We start from the raw sequence: 20,548 nt of genomic DNA on the forward strand, positions 1-20,548 counted from the left end.
AGAGGCCAACGAAGAACGCCTATGACATCTGGATTGAACCTGCTCCTCTCCGCCCCCCTGAGCGCCCGCCTGGGCATGCTCATGGTCCTGCTCGTCCTGCTGGCAGCGATTTTCGCGCCAGTCATCGCCCCGTACGGCGAGACCCAGATTGCCGGCGATGTCTGGCTTTCCGGCAGCGCGCAGCACCTGCTCGGCACCGACAACCTGGGCCGCGACCTCTTTACCCGGCTCCTTTTCGGCGCGCGCAACACCATCGCTATCGCCTTTCTCATAACCGCCCTCTCGTTTCTCATGGGCACCCTTCTGGGTTTTTTGGCCGCAACAGTGAGCGGCTGGACTGATCAGCTGTTGAGCCGTATAATCGATATTTTGATGGCCTTTCCCACCCTGATCTTTGCCCTGATGATCCTCTCGGTGGTGGGAACATCAATTCCAGCGCTGGTCGTTGTCATCGCCCTGCTCGACTCGACACGAGTATTCCGACTGTCGCGGGCGGTGGCCATGGACATCGAAGTGATGGAATTTGTCGAAGCGGCCCGGCTACGGGGGGAAGGCCTCTGGTGGCTGATGCGCCATGAGATTCTGCCCAATGCCATGCCGCCGCTGGTGGCGGAGTTTGGCTTGCGTTTCTGCTTTGTCTTTCTCTTTATCGCCGCCCTCAGCTTCCTCGGCCTTGGTATCCAGCCGCCCACCGCCGACTGGGGCTCCATGGTGCGGGAAAACGCCGGCGCCATCACCTTTGGCATCTACACGCCGTTGTGGCCGGCAACCGCCATCGCCTTTCTGACCGTGGGCGTCAACCTGGTCGTCGACTGGTTCCTCCACCTCGCCAGCGGCCTGGAAGACTGATACCGGTGCAGACGTGCTCATACCAACACTCCTTGCAGGAAACAAATCATTATGCCCCCCTTGCTGAAGATACGAAACATCGTCATTGAAGGACAGACCGGTGAAAACTGGGAACCCATTGTCAAAGGCCTTGACCTCACGTTGCATAAAGGTGAAATCCTCGGCCTGATCGGCGAGTCCGGCGCCGGCAAGTCGACACTCGGCCTGGCCGCGATGTGCTACACCCGGCCGGGATGCCGCATCGCGTCGGGTTCCATTGTTTTCGACGGCCAGGAACTGTTCGGCATGCCGGAATCGCAGCTGCGGAATCTGCGCGGGGCCAGGATCGCCTATGTGGCCCAGAGCGCCGCTGCCAATTTCAACCCGGCCCACCGGCTCATCCGCCAATACGCCGAAGGCCCGGTCCAACATGGCCTGATGACCACCGTGGAGGCCGAAGCCAATGCGGTGGCCATCTACGAGCAGCTGCTGCTGCCCGACCCGGAAAACATCGGCTACCGTTTTCCCCACCAGGTTTCAGGCGGCCAGTTGCAGCGGGCCATGGTGGCGATGGCAATGAGTTGCCGTCCCGATATCATCATATTCGACGAGCCCACCACCGCCTTGGACGTCACCACCCAAATCGAGGTGCTGGCAGCCATACGGGAGATCACTGCCCGTTATGACACCGCCGCCATTTACATCACCCATGACCTGGCAGTGGTCGCCCAGATCGCCGACAGGATCATGGTCCTGCGCAATGGCGACCTGGTAGAGGAAAACGATGCCCGCAAAATGCTGGCCCATCCACAGCAATCCTACACCAGGGATCTGCTGGCGGTCCGTTCCTTTGCCAAGAAGGCCCTTGACGCCGACAGCGAGGTGATCCTTGACGTCGCCGACGTGACCGCCAGCTACAACGGCCAGGACAACGTTCTCGAAGATATCAGCCTGCAGGTGCGCCGTGGCCGGACCGTGGCGCTGGTGGGAGAATCAGGCAGCGGCAAATCGACCCTGGCGAGGGTGATTACCGGCCTGCTTCCGCCATCATCGGGCAGCATTGTCTTCCAGGGCGAAGAGCTGCCGCCGGCCATGAAATCACGGCGGCGCGAAGAACTGCGCCGGCTGCAGATGATTTACCAGATGCCCGATACTGCACTGAATCCCCGGCAGAAAATCCGCATGATCATTGGCCGCCCCCTGCAGTTCTACTTCGGGCTCAGCGCCCAGGAACAAGAGCAACGCACCCTGGAGCTGCTCGCCCAGATCGAACTGCCCGAAGAGTATATCGACCGCTATCCCACCGAACTTTCCGGCGGCGAAAAACAGCGGGTCTGCATCGCCCGGGCCTTGGCGGCACGTCCGGCACTGATCATCTGCGACGAGGTGACCTCGGCGCTCGACCAGCTGGTGGCGGAAGGCATCCTCAGGCTGCTGCTCGATCTGCAGCGAAAACTCGATGTTTCCTACCTGTTCATCACCCACGACCTGGCCACGGTCAAGGCCATTGCCGACGAGATCGTGGTCATGCGCGACGGCCGTATCGTCGAACAGGGTCCGCGCAACGAAATTCTCACCCCGCCGCATCACGATTACACCGATCTGCTGCTCAGTTCCGTACCACAGATGGACCCGGACTGGCTGGACAACCTGCTTGCAGAACGCGAAGCCGCGTAAAACGACCAGCAGTATCCACATCTATGCAACCTTACGGGTCGATACCCCTTGAACATACATCTCGGCCATGGCCGAAACCTGGGCCTTTCCGCTGTGCTGGTACCGTGCTGCAAACGCCTCGGTCGATTTCAGCTCCAAAGGAGCTCATAAACGGCCTGGCGCAAGAGTTGTTGCAAAAATTGGCGATGTTCATGCAAAAGACCTTTCACTTCGCCCGGAGTAACGATAAAGTTCTCTTTCACCATGGCTTCCTCCTCAAAGATATGGAGTCCGGCTAGACACCACAGGCCATGGTCTTTTCGTTTTTGTAGAGCTTATTGCACACTGCCACAATCGATACACTTTCTTTGATGGACGTGGCCGACAGGTCCTTTCAAATGTCTTCAATCATCATTCCCTTCATTGCTCTTTACCTGGCGGTCTTTTTACTGATGGCGGGAGTAGGCCTCCTTGGTACCTATTTGCCGCTGCGACTGACAGTTGATGGCATATCGACACAATCTATCGGCTATATAACGTCCCTCTATTTCTTTGGCATGTGCGTAGGGGCATTATACTGTTATCGGCTGATAAAAAGCGTTGGACATATCCGGTCTTTCGCGGCATTTGCGGCGCTGACGACTGCCTTCGTCATGCTGCATGGTTTGTTCTCTTCGCCGGTTATATGGGGGATATTGCGATTTTTTGCAGGGTTGTCGACGATCGGACTGTATACCGTTATCGAGAGTTGGCTGAACGAATGCTCCGCTCCGACATCCAGGGGTCGAGTCATGTCTGTCTACATGATAGTGTGCTATTTCGGCATGAGCAGCGGCCAGTTCTTCCTCAACATCGGCAAAGTCCAAAACTCGGAAATCTTTATGATCATCAGCCTGTTGCTGGTGCTGTGCATTGTTCCGGTTGTCGTTACACGATCTCTTCACCCTGAACTTCCTGAATTTGGTCGGCCTGATGTTTTCCACATGGTTCGCAAAGCGCCGGTCGGGACTCTCGGTTCTTTCCTTGCAGGCCTCCTGAATGGAGCGTTCTATGCGATCGTCCCGGTCTTTTGCCACAAGATCGGCCTTCCGGCGACAAGCCTGGCAACGGTAATGAGTGCAACCATTTTGGGCGGACTGGTACTTCAGTGGCCTGTGGGGGCACTGTCCGACCGGTTTGATCGAGTCTATATACTCGGCTTTATTTGTCTGGCAGTTGCCTTGACAGGTGCTCTCGTTGTTTTCGCCACGAAGCAGGAATTCATATTTTTCCTTCTCAGCATGATCATGTTTGGCGGCTTTATCTTTACGGTGTATCCAGTATCGGTTGCCAGGGCACATGATCTGTTTGAAGCTGCCGATATTGTCCCAGCCAGTTCGTTTCTGCTGCTCTGTTATTGCCTAGGTGCAACCGCAGGGCCAATCCTGGCCTCAACGACCATGATGGCACTGGGCACAGCTTATGGTTTTTTCGTTTACTGCTCTTTCGTCTCCCTTTTCTCGGCAATCGTTATATTCTACTTGCGCAGGAAAGAGTTCATCACGATTGTTCCGGCCCAGGAAAGCAGCACCTTCGTGGTTATGAAAGGTACATCCCCGGCCTCTATTTTACTTGACCCACGCGCCGACATGTATGACGATCAGGGACCCGGCGACCGGCAACACCCCCCTGAGCAGGAACTCTGAGCGGAGAAATTTCCATACAACGTACTGAGACAAGAATGAGTGACGACGAAGAAAACCCGACGATTTCGAGTGCATCATGAGCCAGTCGAGTACACAGAACACAATCCGTCCTCCCCATTCCGGACAGGACCAATCCGCCCGCCACGAACCCGCCGACGGCTTTCCGCCGCCCCCCGGCCACTCACCGATCATGGAAGCGGTCGGGTCTGCCCCGGATATGGCAGCACAAACCACACGGCCCATCTATCGCTTCGTTGAGAAAAACTCCGGCGCCGAGTTTCCCCTGCAGCAGGTCCGCTATGAGGGATTGGAGTTGAAAATCGGCGACGTGATCGAGATTGCTGCACCGAACAGCAAGCCGGCCTGGTACACCGTCGAGGCGATGGTGGACGGAGAAATTGTCACCGTCCATCTTTTCCGGGCCCGCAGCCAGCTGTGGAAGACCCTCATGGTGTATAATCAACCAGTTATCGAGGCCTCTCACGCCGGTAACAGGGGTTCGAGTCCCCTTGGGGTCACCAAACAATTCAGCCACTTAGGAGATCATCCTAAGTGGCTTTTTTGTTTTGAAGGACTTCTCATCCGTCAGATTTCATCTTTTGGCTATTGACGCGTGATGTCACTTGTCGTGCGCTGTCGCTCTGCTCAATTCATGCAAACACAGAGAGACGAAAAAGCTCCTCTGCGCCCTCGTTGTCATGCGAACAAACCAATGCCGCCCGTTCCGCCTCGGTGTACCCATCATGTCGGCGGCGGACGAACCAGCGGCATGAAAGGACGCCGATCATCGACTGAAAAATCTTGAAACTTGTGCACATCCGGGAAACCACCTGTCCTGCATTATCCCACTCTCTCCGAATATTTCTTGACAGTGACAGCATCACACTCTATTCTTGGATAAGAATAATTCTTAATAACATGATGAATATGACCAACGCCGAACTCAACGATCAGGATCTTGATCAGATAAGACGAATATGTGAAGAGGCTGGAATCAAGCTCACTCACCAGCGCCTTGAAATATTCAAAGAGTTGATGACCGCCAGGGATCATCCATCGGCAGAAGATATTCACAGGCATTTACAGAAGAGGATGCCGACTGTCGCCATAGACACGGTGTACAGGACACTGGCTACATTCGATGAACTGGGAATAGCCAGGAGACTGCACCTGGCCAACAACCGTAATCTCTTTGACACTAACCTTGCCCCCCACCACCACTTTATCTGTGATGCCTGCCGTAAAGTCGAGGATGTATATTGGCCCGATTTTGACAGCACGGCCTTGCCTGAAGAGATCAGCGCAATCGGCCAGGTGCGATCCAGGCATTTGGAACTGCACGGCCTGTGCACAGCCTGTCTGGAGCAGAGCGGGGAGTAGGCTTTTTTTGCCCGGTAATTAAGAAAGAATCTTAAATAATTGCCGGTTGCAGTATTCGTTACGTGTCGTACGAGCATCGTGGTGTGTCGAGTTGAACAGTCAGACCGTTCAGGATGACAATCACGGGTTGCAGCAGTTAACCCGGCAGGGAGAGCAAATGCCGGCGGGACTAGACGACAGTGTAGATCTGGCTGGAGCGACGGGCGTTGTGACGTCCCGTTCAACTGAAAAATACAGAACAGAGAGGCTAACATGGCAGAACAGGAGGAGGTCGGCTGTGCCCGGCCGACCGGCGGACCAGTGGGTGAAGAACCAAGCACTGAAAACAGTCAACAACAGAGCGTGCAGAAGGAGGAAAGAAAAATGATCATGGTTGGGCAGAAGGCGCCGGATTTCGTCGCGCCCGGATATCAGAACGGGAAATTTGTCAACGTCAGGCTTTCGGATTACCTGGGAAAGTGGGTGCTGCTCTGCTTCTACCCGGGAGACTTCACCTTCGTCTGAGCTACCGAGATTTCGGCGGTCGCCGAAAAATATCCCGAGTTTCAGAAACTTGGCGCCGAGGTGCTGTCCATGTCGATCGACTCCATGTTCGTGCACAAGATGTGGGATGATGACGAACTGAAGAAAATGGTAAGCGGCGGCGTTCCCTTCCCGATGCTCTCCGACGCCGGCGGCAGGGTCGGCAAGATCTTCGGGATCTTCGATGAAAGTGCCGGCGTCGAAACCCGCGGACGTTTCATCATCGATCCGGACGGTGTCGTCCAGGGCTTCGAGGTCCTGTCCCCGCCGGTAGGCCGCAATGTCAGCGAGACCCTCCGCCAGCTCCAGGCCTTCCAGCTGGTCCGCGAGACCAAGGGCGCCGAGGCCACCCCGTCAGGCTGGAGACCAGGCAAACAGACCCTGAAACCGGGGATCGGCCTGGTCGGCAAAGTCTGGGAGGTATGGAAAACCAATCAGGCTTTTGATTAATCTCGGAAAATGACGGTTGATCCGACAGCAGCACCTCAGTGGTGGTTGTGCTTCTGTCGGATCTTCGACACAACAACATCAAGATAAAGGGAATATATATGAGCGACGTCAGCAAGTGTCCGGTCACGGGCAAATCCGCCGACCACGCAGCCCGCAGCGGCACCAGGAACAAGGACTGGTGGCCGAACCAGCTGAACCTCGGCATGCTGCACCAGCATTCATCCAAATCCAACCCGATGGGAGAGGATTTCAACTACACCGAGGAATTCAAGAAACTTGATCTGGCGGCGGTAAAACAGGACCTCTACGCGCTGATGACGGATTCTCAGGACTGGTGGCCGGCTGACTGGGGCCATTACGGCGGACTCTTCATCCGCATGGCCTGGCACAGCGCCGGGACCTACCGGCTGGGTGACGGTCGCGGCGGCGCCGGCTCCGGGTCGCAGCGCTTCGCCCCGCTCAACAGCTGGCCGGACAACGTCAACCTCGACAAGGCGCGCCGTCTGCTGTGGCCGATCAAGAAAAAATATGGGAGAAAGCTCTCCTGGGCCGACCTGTTGATCCTCACCGGCAACTGCGCCCTTGAATCGATGGGGTTCAAGACCTTCGGTTTCGCCGGCGGACGCGAGGACGTCTGGGAGCCGGAAGAGGACATCTACTGGGGTTCCGAAGAAGAATGGCTGGCGACGAGCGACAAGCCGAAGAGCCGTTACTCCGGCGAGCGCGATCTCGAAAACCCGCTGGCCGCCGTGCAGATGGGCCTGATCTACGTCAACCCGGAGGGCCCGGACGGCAACCCGGATCCGGTGCTCTCCGGCCGTGACGTACGCGAGACCTTTGCCCGGATGGCCATGAACGACGAGGAGACCGTTGCCCTGGTCGCCGGCGGCCACACCTTCGGCAAATGCCACGGCGCCGGGCCGGCCTCGCATGTCGGTCCGGAACCGGAAGCCGCCCCCCTCGAGGAGATGGGACTGGGATGGAAGAGCAGCTTCGGCAGCGGCGCCGGCGGCGATACCATCAGCAGCGGCATCGAGGGCGCCTGGAAGCCGAACCCGACGACCTGGGACATGGGCTATCTGAAGGTGCTGTTCAAATACGAGTGGGAACTGGTCAAGAGCCCGGCCGGAGCCAACCAGTGGCTGGCCAAGGACGTGGACGAAGAGGATATGGTCGTCGACGCCCACGATCCGGCGAAGAAACGCCGGCCGATGATGACGACGGCCGACCTGTCGCTGCGCTTCGATCCGATCTACGAGCCGATCGCCCGGCGCTATCTCGCCAATCCCGAAGAGTTCGCCGACGCCTTCGCCCGGGCCTGGTTCAAGCTGACCCACCGGGACATGGGCCCTCGCTCGCGCTATCTCGGCCCGGAGGTCCCGGCCGAGGAACTGATCTGGCAGGACCCGGTGCCGGCCGTCGATCACCAGCTGATCGACGCCCGGGATATCGCCTCTCTCAAGGCCGGAATCCTGGCCGCCGGCCTGTCGGTCTCCCAGCTGGTCGTGACCGCCTGGGCGTCGGCAGCCACTTTCCGCGGCTCCGACAAGCGCGGCGGCGCCAATGGGGCGCGTATCCGCCTCGCCCCGCAGAAGGACTGGGAAGTCAACCAGCCGGCGCAGCTGCAGATCGTGCTGCAGGCCCTCGAAGGCGTCCGCAAGGCATTCAACGACGCCCAATCAGACGGTAAACGTGTTTCGCTCGCCGATATGATCGTTCTCGGCGGCTGTGCCGGGGTCGAGCAGGCGGCGAAGAATGCCGGTTACGACGTGACCGTCCCGTTCTCGCCCGGCCGTACCGATGCCTCGCCGGAGCAGACCGATGCGGCATCGTTTGCGGTTCTCGAACCTGTCGCCGACGGTTTCCGCAATTATCTGAAAGGCAAGTACAGTGTATCGGCGGAGGAGCTGCTGATCGACAAGGCGCAGCTGCTGACCCTGACCGCTCCGGAAATGACGGTGCTGGTCGGCGGGATGCGCGTTCTCAACGCCAACTTCGGCCAATCCCGACATGGGGTGTTCACCAGGCGCCCGGAGACGCTGACCAACGATTTCTTCGTCAACCTGCTCGATATGGGCACCGTGTGGAAGGCAACCGCGGAAGACGGCAACGTCTTCGAAGGCCGCGATCGTGCCGGCGGGGAACTGAAGTGGACCGGCACCCGTGTCGATCTTATCTTCGGTTCCAATTCCCAGCTCCGCGCCCTGGCGGAAGTCTACGGCTGTGAAGACGCACAGGAGAAGTTCCTGGGTGACTTTGTCGCTGTCTGGAACAAGGTCATGAACCTCGACCGTTTCGACCTCGCCTGACAAAAACCTGGTCGTCTGCGACGGCGCCTGCAAGGGCAACGACGACATCCGGGCAACAACCGGTTCAGCGGCTGCGCCCTGCAGACCGCTGGACCGGACGGCGCCGGCTCAATCCCCGACGAGATCCTTAATTTTTTCCCCGTTGAGTCCGGCCATGTACCCCAGGCCGAGCGCCGATCGGCTCTCGTCATCGTCAGCGGCCAGACGCTGGAACTGCTCGTGCTCCCCGGGGTAGCCGAAGGTCTCCCCATGATAATGCCGCTGCAGACCGCGCAGGTATCCTTTGATGAACAAGGCCTTGTTCCCTTGCAGAGAGAGCGATTGCGCCGTCTCCAGATTATGGAGGAATTCTTTTTCGTTCATTGTTTCTCCATTGACTGCTCACTCAAAATTGATAGACGATAGCAGAGACTTCTGCCGGGCAGGCTCAGTGGTACTTTACATTACAGTGGAAATTCAAACAGATATATGGTTAATACCATCCATGATCACAGATCGGAACAAGCCTCCGAAGTAAGAGACACACTATCTGCTGAGGGATGACATGGTAAATCTGTTCACAAAAACCGCCATCTACCTGTTGATACTGCTTGGGATCGCCTACGGCTATCACTATCTGACCGGCAGAAGCATCGTGACCCTGCCGCGTGATATCGTCGCCCGACTGCAGGAAAAAAGCGCCCCCTCCGAATCGACAAACCCCAGATACTACAAAACGCCGGATGAAAATCTGCTGAAGAACTGAGGTTTCACTGAAATCAGGTCTTCGCGGGATCTCCGGGCAGCACCGGATCTGGGTGACCCTTCCGCGCATACATCAGCAGGAAGAGCGGCAGGAGGACGAAGATACCGATATGGAGGACGAGCGGCAGAAAGGAGATCAGCAGTTGGCTTTGGGCGTTCACCCGGGCGACATCGATCTCTCAACTCAACGATTTTGAACAAGAAACCAACATGGCGGCGGCAGTGGCAGTCCACGGCAATCCCATGTCCCATCCCCCGACGCATATGGCCAGACTGGAACGATTCGACAACCACACTGACGCTGCCAACGACCTGGTTCAGAGGAAGAAGCGTCTGATATCGCGGATACTCCTGATCTTTGCCGTCGCCATTCTGGCGCTCATCACCGGAACAGGCCTGTACTCTTTCCGGCATCCCATCCACGACGCCGCCGTCCACGTCGCGGCAACGGTCCGGCACGGGGTCAGTACCCATTTTGCCGACGGGGTCGACAGTCAGGCCATCGTCCCCTTTCTCAAGGATATCTTCTCGGGTCAGTATAGATCCGCGGCATCACCCCAGGAAATCACTGCGGTCGGGGCGGACACCGCCGCCGCCTTCCTCTATACTGTTGAATTGACCGATGGCGGCCGGATCGAAGGCAAAAACATCAGCGTCGACAGGGAGACCGTCACGATCGCCGATGATTCCGGCGTCAAGATCCAGGTTGACCGCAACCGGGTGGTACGGATCACCAAAATGCCGCTGTAGCCCCCTCGCCGTCATCTGCCGCCATTGCCTACACGGCGGAAGTCGCCGCCTCCTTTTTCGCCTTGATCCAACCCAGCCTGATGTAATACTGCTGCCCGCAGTCACGCCAGGATGGACAGCTGTCTTCGTTCCGTTTAATCGGGTAGATGTCCATTTTTTCAACCCGGCAGACACCGGAAGCGATATCGTCAAGCCGGTAATGTTTGCAGTGCAGACAGTCTTTCTTCATAGCCCATCGTCCCTCTTCATTCAAACCTCAATTCCGTGCCGTCCACCAACCGCGTGGTCAATATGGGGCAACGGCAGACATCGGGATTCCGCCACCACACGAAAACAGCCGCACATCGACCTGTCCGGCTCTCAATCGCTGCGGCAACAGGATCACGCCAATTTTTCCAGACAGCCGGCCAGCGCTTCGGGGGTATCGAACTGCAGGGCAGTGACCTTGACCCCGGACGGGACGATCTTGCGCATCATCCCCTTGAGCACGGTCTTCGGCCCGACCTCGATAAAGGTGTCGATCCCGTCGGCAATCATCGCGCTGATGATCTCACACCAGCGAACCTTCGCCGCAATCTGTTGCGCCATCAGCGTCCGGATGACCGCCGTATCCGTTTCTTTCCTGGCCGAGACGTTGAAATAGACGGGGATGCGCGGGGTATTGAAGGCAATGTCTTCGATGAATCCGGTAAAATCGGGCACGGCGTCAGCCACCAGAGGGCTGTGGTTGGCAACACTGACGTTGAGGGCGACGACCTTCGCGCCTCTGGCCTCGGCCTGCGCCCCGACGGCATCCATCGCCTCCATCGTTCCGGAGATGACGACCTGCTGCGGGGTATTGTGGTTGGCGGCGGTCACGACCCCGCCGCCGCTGTAGCCCTCGATCAGGGTCTCGATTTCGCCGATGTCGAGGCCGATGACCGCCCGCATCCCGCCGGGATGTTTCACCCCCTCCCGCTCCATCAGCTCACCGCGCTTGGCTACCATCCGCAGAGTATCTTCCAGGCCTGTCGCCCCGGAGGCGCAGAGCGCCGAGTATTCGCCAAGGCTGTGGCCGGCGAAACAGCGAACCGGCAGCCGGTCGCCGAGGGCGTTGTGCAGGGCCTTCCAGCAGATGAGATTGGTGACGGTGATGGCCGGCTGCAGATAAACGGCCCGCGTCAGTTCCTCCAGCGGCCCTTCCATCATGAGCCGTCGCAACGGGAAATCGCAGACCGCCTCCGCCGATGCCAAGATCTCGGCGCAGTCCCTGTCGGTGTCGATGAACTCACGGCCCATGCCGATGAACTGGGAGCCCTGGCCGGGAAAAAGTACTGCTATGTTCATGGGTTATTCCTTACTGTCTTTTTGTTCTGTGACAAAACTGATGATGAGGAAGAGCACCGCTCCGACACAGATGGCCGAATCGGCGACATTGAAGGCCGGCCAGTGGCGGCCGGCCAGGTGAAAATCAAGGAAGTCGACGACCGACCCGAGACGCAGGCGGTCGATCAGATTGCCGAGGGCGCCGCCGACGACCAGGCCGAGGGCGACGGCATAGGCCCGGTGGGCGGCCCGCAGCCGGTAATAGTAGATTGTCAGGCCGATCGTGGCGAGCAGGCCGATGCCGAGGAAGAAATAGTGCCGCCACGGCGAGTCGACATCGGCGAGGATGCTGAAGGCCGCCCCGGTATTGGTGACATAGACCAGATTGAACAGGCCGGGAATGATCTCCCGCGACTCGTAGAGCTCGAAGGTGCGGAGGATCCACAGCTTGGTCAGCTGATCGAGGACCACCGCCCCGAACACAACCAGGGTATAGATCACGCCTGCCCTTCCCGGCTGGGGTCCGACGATCCAACCACCGCCGCGCAACGGTCGCATATCTGCGGATGGCCGGGATCGTCGCCGACCGTTGTCGACCTGGTCCAGCAGCGCTCGCATTTCCTGCCCGGGGCCTGCACGACCTTGATCGCCAGCCCCTCGATCTCTTCACTCAGGAAGGCGCCATCGCCCAGGTCTTCCCGCAGGCTCAGATCCGAGACGATCGCGATTTCCCTGATCGTCTGCCATTCCTGGTTGATGAACTCGGCCAGTTCGCCCGTCACCCGCAGTTGGACCTCGGCCTCGAGCGGATGACCGATGATCTTGTCCCGGCGGGCGATCTCGAGCGCCTTGGTGATCTCGGCCCGCAGCCGGATCAATCGGGCCCAGCGATTCTCCATCCCCTGGTCCGCCGCCTCGGGGTTGAGCGCCGGAAATTCGGCGAAGAACACGCTCTCCGTCAGCGGCGACCGCTCGCTCAGACCATGCAGGGCCTCCCAGGCCTCGGCGGCGGTAAAGCTGAGAATCGGCGACATCAGCCTGAGCATGCCGTGCAGGATCTCGTACAGGACGGTCTGGGCGGCCCGCCGCGGCTGTGAATCAGTGCCGGAGGCATACAGCCGATCCTTGATGATGTCGAGGTAGAAGGCGCTCATCGTCATGCCGCAGAAATAGTTCAACGCCTGATAGACGGTGTGGAACTCGAAGCGCTCATAGGCCCTGACGATCCGGGCGGCCAGTTCATCGTAGCGGGCCAGGGCCCAGCGATCGAGTTCGGGCAACTGCCGGCGGGGCAGGCGGTCGCGGTCCGGCTGGAAATCGGTGAGATTACCGAGCATGTAGCGGATCGTGTTGCGGATCTTGCGATAGGCGTCGGCGACCTGGCGCAGGATCTCGTCGGAGACCTTGACGTCGTCGCGGTAATCCTCGCTGGCAACCCACAGCCGCAGGATCTCGGCGCCGAATTTCTCGATGACCTCGCCCGGGGCGACGACGTTGCCGACCGATTTCGACATCTTCCGGCCCTGGCCGTCGACGACGTAGCCGTGGGTCAGGACGCCGTGATACGGGGCCCGGCCGCGGGTGCCGACCGAAGTCAGCAAAGCGCTGTGGAACCAGCCCCGGTGCTGATCGCTGCCCTCGAGGTAGAGATCGGCCGGCGAGCGCAGTTCCTCCCGTTCCTCGCAGACCGCGGCATGGCTGACCCCGGAATCGAACCAGACGTCGAGGATGTCCTCCTCCTTGGTGAACGATTTCGAGCCGCACTTGCCGCAGGTCGTGCCCGGATCGAGGAAATCCTCTATGCCGTGACGGAACCAGGCATCGGCGCCTTCGCCGGTGAACAGCTGATCGATCTTTTGCACCAGGGCCTCGCTCTTGACGATCTCGCCGCAGTCGGCGCAGCTGACGATGGTGATCGGCACCCCCCAGCTGCGCTGGCGGGAGAGGCACCAGTCGGGCCGACCCTCGATCATCGAATAGATCCGCTGCATCCCCCAGGACGGGGTCCACGTCACCTGTTTGATGCAGGCGAGGGACTTGGCCCGCAGGTCGTTGATCTCCATCGCGATGAACCACTGCGGCGTGGCCCGGTACATCACCGGCTTCTTGCAGCGCCAGCAGTGGGGGTAGCTGTGGTTGATCTCGCTCTGGTGAATGAGCAGGCCGAGGTTGTGCAGATCCTGGTTGATGACCTTGTTGACGGCCGGGACCCGCTGCCCGGCATAGGGGCCGGCCTCGGCGGTGAACACGCCTTCGTTGTCGACCGGCGACAAGATCTCGAGCCCGTAGCGCAGCCCGGTCTGATAGTCGTCGACGCCATGCCCGGGGGCAGTATGGACACAGCCGGTGCCGGCGTCGATGGTGACATAGTCGGCCAGCACCAGCAGCGAATCGCGGTCGAGGAAGGGGTGACGACAGTGACGCTTCTCCAGCCCCCTGGCGGAAAAGGTCCCGGTAATGGAGTATTTTTCAATGCCGACCTCGGCCATGAAGGGCGCGACCCGATCCTGGGCCAGGATCCAGGTTTCCCCCGCCACCGCCACCGCGGCATAGGTGAAATCGGGGTGAAACGCCACCGCCAGGTTGGCCGGCAGGGTCCAGGGGGTCGTCGTCCAGATGACGACCGAAACGTCCGTTTTTGCCAGGGCCGGGCAGATGTCGGAAAAATCCTCAGAGACCGGGAACTTGACGTAGATCGAGGGCGACCGGTGATCGTGGTATTCGACCTCGGCCTCGGCCAGAGCGGTCGTGCAGGTGGCGCACCAGTAGACCGGTTTTTTATTCCTGATGACCGCCCCAGAGAGCAGGAAACGATTGAATTCCCGGGCGATGCTCGCCTCATAGGCATGATCCATCGTCAGATACGGCTTGTCCCAGTCCCCCAGGACCCCCAGGCGCTTGAACTCCGCCTTCTGGGTCTTGATCCACTTTTCCGCATACTTACGGCAGGCGCCCCGCTTCGACAGCTTCGGAATGGAGTTTTTCTTGTCGCCGAGCTCGAGATCGACGTTGTGCTCGATCGGCAGGCCGTGGCAGTCCCACCCCGGAATATAGGGGGCATTGAATCCCGCCATCCGCCTGGATTTGAGGATGATATCCTTGAGAATCTTGTTGAATGCGGTACCAAGATGGATATGGCCGTTGGCATACGGCGGCCCGTCATGGAGGACATAGAGCGGCTTGCCGGACGCCTTCTCCTGGATCTGGCCGTAGAGATCTTCCTTGTCCCAGCGCTTGAGGAAAAGCGGCTCGCGCTGGGTCAGGTTGGCCTTCATATTGAATGATGTCTGGGGCAGATTGAGTGTCGCCCGGTAGTCCATGTGGTTCTCCTTTATCGTCACGCAACGGCGGCGGTCGCCGGTTTGGAAGAGCGCTGTTGCGGCAGACATGCCTCCCCTCCCTCGAGGGTAAGAAAGGTCAGCCGACCATGATGAAACTGCTTAGTTTACCAATTGAACATCAAGATGCAAGGCAAAATCGGGGAATAACCGCCGTTCCAGGGTAAACAAATATTTTTCTCAGGAAATTCGACCGATATCAAAAGCGGTGGACCTAAACCCTTTGAAATTGACATAAATTCCCGATCTTATTAAAGTGTATCGATAATCGCGGTCAGACGGCCGTCCTCCGCCACGTTCAACAGGCACAGGAATGCATGATATTACAGCAGCCCGAAACGGATACAATGATCGAGATGATCAAGGTCTCGAAGATCTACCCGCCCGACGTCACGGCACTCTCGGATGTTTCGGTGACGATCGGACGAGGTGAGATGTTTTTCGTTATCGGGATGAGCGGCGCCGGCAAGACGACCCTGCTCAAACTTCTCTGCAGCATGGAAACACCGACCAACGGCCTGATCGAGGTCGCCGGCAAACCGATCCACAAGATGAAGGGGTCGGCCCTGGCCCGCCTGCGCCAGAAGATCGGCGTCGCCTACCAGGACTTCAAGCTCCTCGATGACCGGACGACGGCCGAAAACATCGCCATCTCGATGGAGGTGTCCTATAAAAAGCCGGACATCATTCGCAAGCGGGTCATCGACCTTCTTGAACAGCTCAACCTCTCCGACAAGCACGACACCATCACCGGCGAACTGTCACGCGGGGAACAGCAACGGGTCGCCCTCGCCAGGGCGGTCGCCAATTCCCCGACCCTCATCCTCGTCGACGAACCTACCGGCAACCTGGACGCCATCACCACCGAACGGGTCATGAAACTGCTCAACAAGTGCAACACTTCCGGGGCGACGGTGATCATCGCCACCCATGACGGCTCGATCTACCGCAACACGCCGCATCGGGTCATGGAATTGAGCAGGGGAAGGATGCACGCCATGCACGGGGGGGAAAGCGTATGAATTTCTGGTTCACCGTCTTCCGACAGGTCGGCAGAAATCTTCGTCAAACCTGGCCGTCGCAGCTGATGACACTGCTGACCGTCACCCTTTCGGTGCTGATCTTTGCGTTCTTCTACCTCGTCTATACCAATATGCTGACCATCGGCGACAAGCTCGGCGACGATCTCCGCCTCATCGTCTACCTCGAGGAAGAGCCGGGACCGGAGATGCAGCAGCAGCTGCTACGCAAGATCACCAGTTTCGACGAAGTCGAGGCGATCCATTTCATCTCCAGGACACAGGCCTACGATCGATTCTCGCAACAGATGTCACGGAACCGGGACGTGCTCGAAGACATGCCCAGGGACTTTCTTCCGGCCTCCATCGAGGTCGTGCCGCTCAAGACCCTGCGGGGGTTGAAGCAGATCAAACTGTTCTCCGAGTACCTGGCCAAGCTGCCGGGCACCATCAAGGTGCAGTACGGCAAGGACTGGATCGAACGTTTTTATTCCTTCACCAATCTCCTGTCCATCGTCGTCTTTCTCTCCGGCAGCCTGCTGATCCTGACCGCCGTGTTCATGGTGGCCTACACGATCAGGCTGACGATCATGGGCCGGCAGGCGGAACTGGAACTGTTGAAACTTGTCGGGGCCACCAACAACTACATCCGCACCCCGTTCCTGCTCGAGGGGCTGGTGCAGGGACTCCTCGGTTCGGCCCTCGGCCTGCTGGCGCTGTATCTCCTCTTCGACTGGATCAAGGACCGCTTCTCGGGACCGGGACTCTTCAATCTCTTTGAGTTCACATTCCTGCCGGTACAAACCTTTCTGGCAATCGTCCTCGTCTCCATTCTGCTCTGCACCGTCGGCAGCTTCACCTCGATCCAGAAATACCTGAGGATATGAAGGCCAGGGGCATCATCGCCGGAATCCGCCATCTGCCGCGCTCCGGCGCCGGTCCCGGCAGCGCCCCGGCCCCTCTCCGGCCGACTGGTTTGAAATCGGTTTGCCTTCTCCTCTGCAGTTGCATCGTCCTCTTTGCACTCTCCGGGGCTGTCGCGCGGGAGGCGGGTCGGGCGCCGAAAGAGGGGGTCGAGACGTTCCGTATCAATATCCAGAGGCTTCAGGAGGGCATCGCCACCCAGCAGGAACAGTATCTCGAGGCAACGAACCAGGAAAAAACCCTGCTGCAGGAACTCGAAGAGCTCGACCACCGTCTGGCCGAGCAGGTCGCCAGACTGGAAACCCTCGAAGGCAAGCTGAGCGCGCAGCAGGCCCTGATCACCGTACAAGAACTGGAGATGGCCGCAGTCAGGGCCGAGAAGGACAAGGTCCAGCGCCATCTCGCCAGACGGATCAGCGCCTACTATAAGATGGGCAACATCGGGCTGCTCAACGCCATCTTTTCGGCCCAGACCCTGCCCGAACTGCTGCGGTTTCAAGATGCATTCCACACCCTCATTCAATACGACCAGAACGTCGTTGTCTCCTACCGTAAGAGCATCGCCAACCTTGAACGGGTCACCCGCAGTCTGGTCCTGGAAAAAAACATCCTTTCCGACTTCATCGCCCAGACCGTGACCGAGAAGGAAAATATCGACGCGACAAAAGAAAAGAAGGAACAGCTGCTGCAGCACATCCGCACCCAATCGAAACTGCACCGGCAGGCGATCACGGAAATGGAGCAGGCAGCGACCGATCTCACCGCTTCACTGCTCGCCCTGAAAAAGAAAAAAGAGGCCGGCGAACAGGGTTTCCGGCGGCGAAAAGGGGCCCTGCCCCCACCGGTTCCGGGCACGGTCATCACCGGTTTCAACCAGATGACGACCAACGCCCTCGGCATAAAGAAAAAATCCGAGGGAATCGCCATCGAATCGCCGAGCGGCACCCCGGTCAAGGCCATTTTTCCCGGCACGGTGATCCATGCCGGATATTTGCGCGGCTACGGCAATACAATTATTGTGCATCATGGATTTCAGTATTATTCTATCTGCTCGAGGGTTGAAAAAATCCTGGCAGCCAAGGGAGATGAGGTCAACGCCGGCACCGTCATCGGTGAACTCGGTGAAACTGCCACCCTGATCGACAAGGGAATGTACTTCGAAATCCGGCACCGCTCCGACTCGCTCGATCCGATGCTGTGGCTCGACACCCGAAGGCTGCAATCTCCAGGACGAAACCCTGGCTGACCGTTACGATTCATGCTGACACACGTCGCACGCCAAGTGCGTTAAGGATGTACATGGCATCACCTACCCGTTCGGGATGGACAATCATCGTCCTCTGCTCCCTGCTCTTTGTCTTCGCCGGAACCGTGTCTGCCGACATTTCCCAGGAACAGCGGGAAAAGACCTACAGGCAGCTGGAAATCTTCTCCAATGTCCTGAGCATCCTGCAGGAAAATTACGTCGAGGAAATCGATACCCAGAAGGCGGTCGGCGGCGCCATCCAGGGTCTGCTCCTGACCCTCGATCCCCACAGCTCCTACCTCAAGCCGGAAGAGCTCAAGGACCTGCAGGAAGAAACCAGCGGCTCATTCAGCGGCATCGGCATCGAGATCACGATCAAGGACGGCATTCTCACGGTCGTCAGCCCGATCGAAGGCACACCGGCCGATAAGGCCGGCGTCAAGGCCAACGACCTGATAGTCGAAATCGATGGCCGGAAGACGAAGGACATGACCTCGGACGAGGCGATCAAGCGGTTGCGCGGCACCAGGGGATCGAAGGTCACGATCACCATCCAGCGCGAGGGCGAGAACCAGTTGCGGCCGTTGGCCCTGGTCAGGGATGTCATCCCGATCCATTCCGTCAAGGCTTCGTTCCTGACCCCCGGTTTCGCCTATTTCCGTATCACCAACTTTCAGAGCCACACGACCAGGGATTTCAAGCGGGAACTGATCAACCTCCACAAACAACAGACCATCCGGGGCCTGATCCTCGATCTTCGCAACAACCCGGGAGGCCTGCTGAATCAGGCCGTCAGCATCAGCGACATCTTCCTGCAGAAGGGCACGATCGTCTCAACGAAGGGGAGGACGGAGGACCAGAATATGGTGTTCCAGGCCCACAGCACCGCCGACGATGCCGGGATGCCGATCGTCGTCCTCATCAACGAAGGCTCGGCCAGCGCCTCGGAGATTGTCGCCGGGGCCATTCAGGACCATAAACGCGGGGTCATCGTCGGCGCCAGGAGCTTCGGCAAGGGGTCGGTGCAGACGATCATCCCGCTGCCGGACGGCTCCGGGCTGCGAATGACGACGGCCAGATACTACACCCCCGCCAACCGCTCGATCCAGGCCCTGGGCATCAATCCGGACGTGGAAGTCTCGGCCCAGGAACCGGCCACGGAAAACGAGGCCGCCGGCGGAGAGACGCTCCGGGAAACCGAGTTCGACAACCACATCGATGATCGGAAAAAGCCGACACCGCCGACGATGGCGATCGATCCGGAGCTCAAGGAGAAGCTCAAAAACGATCCCCAGCTCAACACGGCGCTCAACATCCTCAAAAGTCTCGATCTGTTCTCATCCTACCGCCAACTGCAGGCCAGACGATAAGCCAGCCGCCGGCGCCGTCCGCAGGGGATGAGCCGCGGCCTCAGAAACCCAGCTCCTTGAGGAAGCGCTCATCCTGCGACCAGTTCTTCCGGACCTTGACCCAGAGCTTGAGCATGACCTTGCTGCCGACCATCTCCTCGATCTCCCGACGGGCGGCCGTGCCGATGCTCTGCAGTTTTTTGCCGCCTTTGCCGATGACAATCCCTTTCTGCGAGTCCTTCTCAACGACGATGGCGGCATGGATCGTCACCAGCTTCCTTGCCTCGTCCTCCTTGAACGATTCGATCAGCACGGCGGTCGAATAGGGGATCTCCTGCCCCGTCTTCAGAAAGACCTTTTCACGAATGATCTCGGCGGCAAGAAACCGTTCGCTGGCGTCCGTCGGCATGTCATCGGGAAAATACCGGGGGCCGAAAGGCAACAGGTTCAGGATCTCCGCCACCAGGTCCCCACAGCCATCGCCGTTCAGCGCCGAAACGGGGACGATGGCCTTGAACGGGTAGAGCGCGGCATAGCTGTCGATGAGCGGCAGCAGTTCCTTGCGGTCGATGAGATCGATCTTGTTGAGAACCATGATCGCCGGCGAGACGATCTTTTCGAACCAGGCCGAAAACTCCTTCTCCCGCTCCGGTCTCGTCCTTTCCGGTACCGGCAGCGAGACGTCGACCAGGAAGAGGACGGCGTCGACCTCGATCAGGCTGTCCATCGCGATCCGCACCATCTCCCGGTTCAACGGCTCCCGGGCGATATGCAGTCCCGGGGTGTCGAGCAGGACGACCTGATAGTCGCTGTGGCTGACGACTCCCAGAATACGATTGCGGGTCGTCTGGGGTTTAGGGGTAACGATGGAGATTTTCTGACCGAGGAGGGTGTTGAGGAGGGTCGATTTCCCGGCGTTGGGCGGCCCGACGATGGCGACCATTCCCGATCTGATCTGTGCTGTAGAGTCCATGAGAGACAATTTTGAGTATCGATAAAATTTTATTATAGTGTAGCTAAAACCTGATTTCACACTATACTGA

19 protein-coding genes and 1 tRNA gene are annotated in these 20,548 nt (G+C 58.9%); 13 read left to right on the plus strand and 7 right to left on the minus strand.

Going from position 1 to position 20,548, the window contains the following annotated elements:
* Nucleotides 1–21 precede the first annotated feature (21 nt).
* From HNQ81_RS02035 to katG, 7 genes are all read left to right on the plus strand, one after another.
* The gene (locus HNQ81_RS02035; protein ID WP_183347782.1) at nucleotides 22–849 is read left to right on the plus strand and encodes an ABC transporter permease; all 828 of its coding nucleotides are present in this window, start codon (nucleotides 22–24) and stop codon (nucleotides 847–849) included.
* Nucleotides 850–900: 51 nt separating this feature from the next.
* Nucleotides 901–2,505, plus strand: a complete 1,605-nt coding sequence (locus HNQ81_RS02040; protein ID WP_183347784.1) for an ABC transporter ATP-binding protein — start codon at nucleotides 901–903, stop codon at nucleotides 2,503–2,505.
* A gap of 377 nt (nucleotides 2,506–2,882) precedes the next feature.
* Nucleotides 2,883–4,169, plus strand: coding sequence for an MFS transporter (locus tag HNQ81_RS02050; RefSeq protein ID WP_183347786.1), 1,287 nt, complete (start codon nucleotides 2,883–2,885; stop codon nucleotides 4,167–4,169).
* Between the two features lie 441 nt (nucleotides 4,170–4,610).
* A tRNA-Glu gene (locus HNQ81_RS02055) sits at nucleotides 4,611–4,690 on the plus strand.
* A gap of 406 nt (nucleotides 4,691–5,096) precedes the next feature.
* Nucleotides 5,097–5,549 (plus strand): Fur family transcriptional regulator, encoded by a 453-nt coding sequence (locus HNQ81_RS02060; RefSeq protein WP_183347788.1) that lies wholly within the window; start codon nucleotides 5,097–5,099, stop codon nucleotides 5,547–5,549.
* A 252-nt stretch (nucleotides 5,550–5,801) separates the two neighbouring features.
* Complete coding sequence (gene prxU, locus HNQ81_RS17460; RefSeq protein ID WP_205240138.1) at nucleotides 5,802–6,521, plus strand: thioredoxin-dependent peroxiredoxin; 720 nt, start codon at nucleotides 5,802–5,804, stop codon at nucleotides 6,519–6,521.
* Nucleotides 6,522–6,619: 98 nt separating this feature from the next.
* On the plus strand, nucleotides 6,620–8,830 hold the full coding sequence (gene katG, locus HNQ81_RS02075; protein WP_183347794.1) for a catalase/peroxidase HPI: 2,211 nt from the start codon (nucleotides 6,620–6,622) through the stop codon (nucleotides 8,828–8,830).
* A gap of 108 nt (nucleotides 8,831–8,938) precedes the next feature.
* Here the strand turns inward: katG and HNQ81_RS02080 are convergent, their stop codons facing one another.
* The gene (locus HNQ81_RS02080) at nucleotides 8,939–9,193 is read right to left on the minus strand and encodes a hypothetical protein (RefSeq protein WP_183347796.1); all 255 of its coding nucleotides are present in this window, start codon (nucleotides 9,191–9,193) and stop codon (nucleotides 8,939–8,941) included.
* A 181-nt stretch (nucleotides 9,194–9,374) separates the two neighbouring features.
* Between HNQ81_RS02080 and HNQ81_RS02085 the strand changes: the two genes are divergently transcribed.
* Nucleotides 9,375–9,575, plus strand: coding sequence for a hypothetical protein (locus HNQ81_RS02085; RefSeq protein WP_183347798.1), 201 nt, complete (start codon nucleotides 9,375–9,377; stop codon nucleotides 9,573–9,575).
* 13 nt (nucleotides 9,576–9,588) lie between these two features.
* Here HNQ81_RS02085 and HNQ81_RS02090 read toward each other — a convergent pair whose 3' ends face one another.
* Nucleotides 9,589–9,735, minus strand: a complete 147-nt coding sequence (locus tag HNQ81_RS02090) for a hypothetical protein (RefSeq protein WP_183347800.1) — start codon at nucleotides 9,733–9,735, stop codon at nucleotides 9,589–9,591.
* A 49-nt stretch (nucleotides 9,736–9,784) separates the two neighbouring features.
* Between HNQ81_RS02090 and HNQ81_RS02095 the strand changes: the two genes are divergently transcribed.
* Nucleotides 9,785–10,324, plus strand: coding sequence for a hypothetical protein (locus HNQ81_RS02095; RefSeq protein WP_183347802.1), 540 nt, complete (start codon nucleotides 9,785–9,787; stop codon nucleotides 10,322–10,324).
* A gap of 28 nt (nucleotides 10,325–10,352) precedes the next feature.
* On the opposite strand, the gene HNQ81_RS02100 is transcribed toward HNQ81_RS02095, so the two are convergent.
* The 4 genes from HNQ81_RS02100 to ileS all read right to left on the minus strand — a co-directional run bounded on the left by HNQ81_RS02100 (nucleotide 10,353) and on the right by ileS (nucleotide 14,949).
* Nucleotides 10,353–10,553 (minus strand): hypothetical protein, encoded by a 201-nt coding sequence (locus HNQ81_RS02100; RefSeq protein ID WP_183347804.1) that lies wholly within the window; start codon nucleotides 10,551–10,553, stop codon nucleotides 10,353–10,355.
* Nucleotides 10,554–10,705: 152 nt separating this feature from the next.
* Nucleotides 10,706–11,650 carry an ACP S-malonyltransferase gene (locus HNQ81_RS02105; RefSeq protein ID WP_183347806.1) on the minus strand — a complete coding sequence of 315 codons (945 nt, stop codon included), beginning with the start codon at nucleotides 11,648–11,650 and terminating at the stop codon, nucleotides 10,706–10,708.
* Between the two features lie 3 nt (nucleotides 11,651–11,653).
* The gene (gene lspA / locus HNQ81_RS02110; protein WP_183347809.1) at nucleotides 11,654–12,187 is read right to left on the minus strand and encodes a signal peptidase II; all 534 of its coding nucleotides are present in this window, start codon (nucleotides 12,185–12,187) and stop codon (nucleotides 11,654–11,656) included.
* Nucleotides 12,127–14,949: an isoleucine--tRNA ligase gene (ileS, locus tag HNQ81_RS02115; RefSeq protein ID WP_183347974.1), complete on the minus strand. Its 2,823-nt coding sequence runs from the start codon at nucleotides 14,947–14,949 to the stop codon at nucleotides 12,127–12,129. Before ileS ends, lspA begins: the two co-directional genes overlap by 61 nt.
* Before the next feature lie 365 nt (nucleotides 14,950–15,314).
* Here ileS and ftsE point away from each other — a divergent pair, with 365 nt between their 5' ends.
* Genes ftsE through HNQ81_RS02135 form a run of 4 tightly spaced genes read left to right on the plus strand, consistent with a single transcriptional unit; the run spans nucleotide 15,315 to nucleotide 19,526 of the window.
* Nucleotides 15,315–15,989 (plus strand): cell division ATP-binding protein FtsE, encoded by a 675-nt coding sequence (gene ftsE, locus HNQ81_RS02120; RefSeq protein ID WP_183347811.1) that lies wholly within the window; start codon nucleotides 15,315–15,317, stop codon nucleotides 15,987–15,989.
* Nucleotides 15,986–16,873, plus strand: a complete 888-nt coding sequence (gene ftsX / locus HNQ81_RS02125; RefSeq protein ID WP_183347813.1) for a permease-like cell division protein FtsX — start codon at nucleotides 15,986–15,988, stop codon at nucleotides 16,871–16,873. The genes ftsE and ftsX overlap by 4 nt, the downstream gene beginning before the upstream one ends.
* Complete coding sequence (locus HNQ81_RS02130) at nucleotides 16,870–18,156, plus strand: murein hydrolase activator EnvC family protein (protein ID WP_183347815.1); 1,287 nt, start codon at nucleotides 16,870–16,872, stop codon at nucleotides 18,154–18,156. The genes ftsX and HNQ81_RS02130 overlap by 4 nt, the downstream gene beginning before the upstream one ends.
* Nucleotides 18,157–18,209: 53 nt before the next feature.
* Complete coding sequence (locus HNQ81_RS02135; protein WP_183347817.1) at nucleotides 18,210–19,526, plus strand: S41 family peptidase; 1,317 nt, start codon at nucleotides 18,210–18,212, stop codon at nucleotides 19,524–19,526.
* A 40-nt stretch (nucleotides 19,527–19,566) separates the two neighbouring features.
* On the opposite strand, the gene era is transcribed toward HNQ81_RS02135, so the two are convergent.
* On the minus strand, nucleotides 19,567–20,478 hold the full coding sequence (gene era / locus HNQ81_RS02140; protein ID WP_183347819.1) for a GTPase Era: 912 nt from the start codon (nucleotides 20,476–20,478) through the stop codon (nucleotides 19,567–19,569).
* Nucleotides 20,479–20,548: the final 70 nt, after the last annotated feature.

This window comes from Desulfoprunum benzoelyticum (assembly GCF_014201505.1).
GTDB classification, from domain to species: domain Bacteria; phylum Desulfobacterota; class Desulfobulbia; order Desulfobulbales; family Desulfocapsaceae; genus Desulfoprunum; species Desulfoprunum benzoelyticum.

What these genes read in the sequence shown, in the direction of transcription:
- HNQ81_RS02035 (WP_183347782.1), top strand. Translation starts at nt 22, where the DNA reads ATGACATCTGGATTGAACCTGCTCCTCTCCGCCCCCCTGAGCGCCCGC.
- HNQ81_RS02040 (WP_183347784.1), top strand. Translation starts at nt 901, where the DNA reads ATGCCCCCCTTGCTGAAGATACGAAACATCGTCATTGAAGGACAGACC.
- HNQ81_RS02050 (WP_183347786.1), top strand. Translation starts at nt 2,883, where the DNA reads ATGTCTTCAATCATCATTCCCTTCATTGCTCTTTACCTGGCGGTCTTT.
- HNQ81_RS02060 (WP_183347788.1), top strand. Translation starts at nt 5,097, where the DNA reads ATGACCAACGCCGAACTCAACGATCAGGATCTTGATCAGATAAGACGA.
- katG (WP_183347794.1), top strand. Translation starts at nt 6,620, where the DNA reads ATGAGCGACGTCAGCAAGTGTCCGGTCACGGGCAAATCCGCCGACCAC.
- HNQ81_RS02080 (WP_183347796.1), bottom strand. Translation starts at nt 9,193, where the DNA reads ATGAACGAAAAAGAATTCCTCCATAATCTGGAGACGGCGCAATCGCTC.
- HNQ81_RS02085 (WP_183347798.1), top strand. Translation starts at nt 9,375, where the DNA reads ATGGTAAATCTGTTCACAAAAACCGCCATCTACCTGTTGATACTGCTT.
- HNQ81_RS02095 (WP_183347802.1), top strand. Translation starts at nt 9,785, where the DNA reads ATGGCGGCGGCAGTGGCAGTCCACGGCAATCCCATGTCCCATCCCCCG.
- HNQ81_RS02100 (WP_183347804.1), bottom strand. Translation starts at nt 10,553, where the DNA reads ATGAAGAAAGACTGTCTGCACTGCAAACATTACCGGCTTGACGATATC.
- HNQ81_RS02105 (WP_183347806.1), bottom strand. Translation starts at nt 11,650, where the DNA reads ATGAACATAGCAGTACTTTTTCCCGGCCAGGGCTCCCAGTTCATCGGC.
- lspA (WP_183347809.1), bottom strand. Translation starts at nt 12,187, where the DNA reads ATGCGACCGTTGCGCGGCGGTGGTTGGATCGTCGGACCCCAGCCGGGA.
- ileS (WP_183347974.1), bottom strand. Translation starts at nt 14,949, where the DNA reads ATGGACTACCGGGCGACACTCAATCTGCCCCAGACATCATTCAATATG.
- ftsE (WP_183347811.1), top strand. Translation starts at nt 15,315, where the DNA reads ATGATCGAGATGATCAAGGTCTCGAAGATCTACCCGCCCGACGTCACG.
- ftsX (WP_183347813.1), top strand. Translation starts at nt 15,986, where the DNA reads ATGAATTTCTGGTTCACCGTCTTCCGACAGGTCGGCAGAAATCTTCGT.
- HNQ81_RS02130 (WP_183347815.1), top strand. Translation starts at nt 16,870, where the DNA reads ATGAAGGCCAGGGGCATCATCGCCGGAATCCGCCATCTGCCGCGCTCC.
- HNQ81_RS02135 (WP_183347817.1), top strand. Translation starts at nt 18,210, where the DNA reads ATGGCATCACCTACCCGTTCGGGATGGACAATCATCGTCCTCTGCTCC.
- era (WP_183347819.1), bottom strand. Translation starts at nt 20,478, where the DNA reads ATGGACTCTACAGCACAGATCAGATCGGGAATGGTCGCCATCGTCGGG.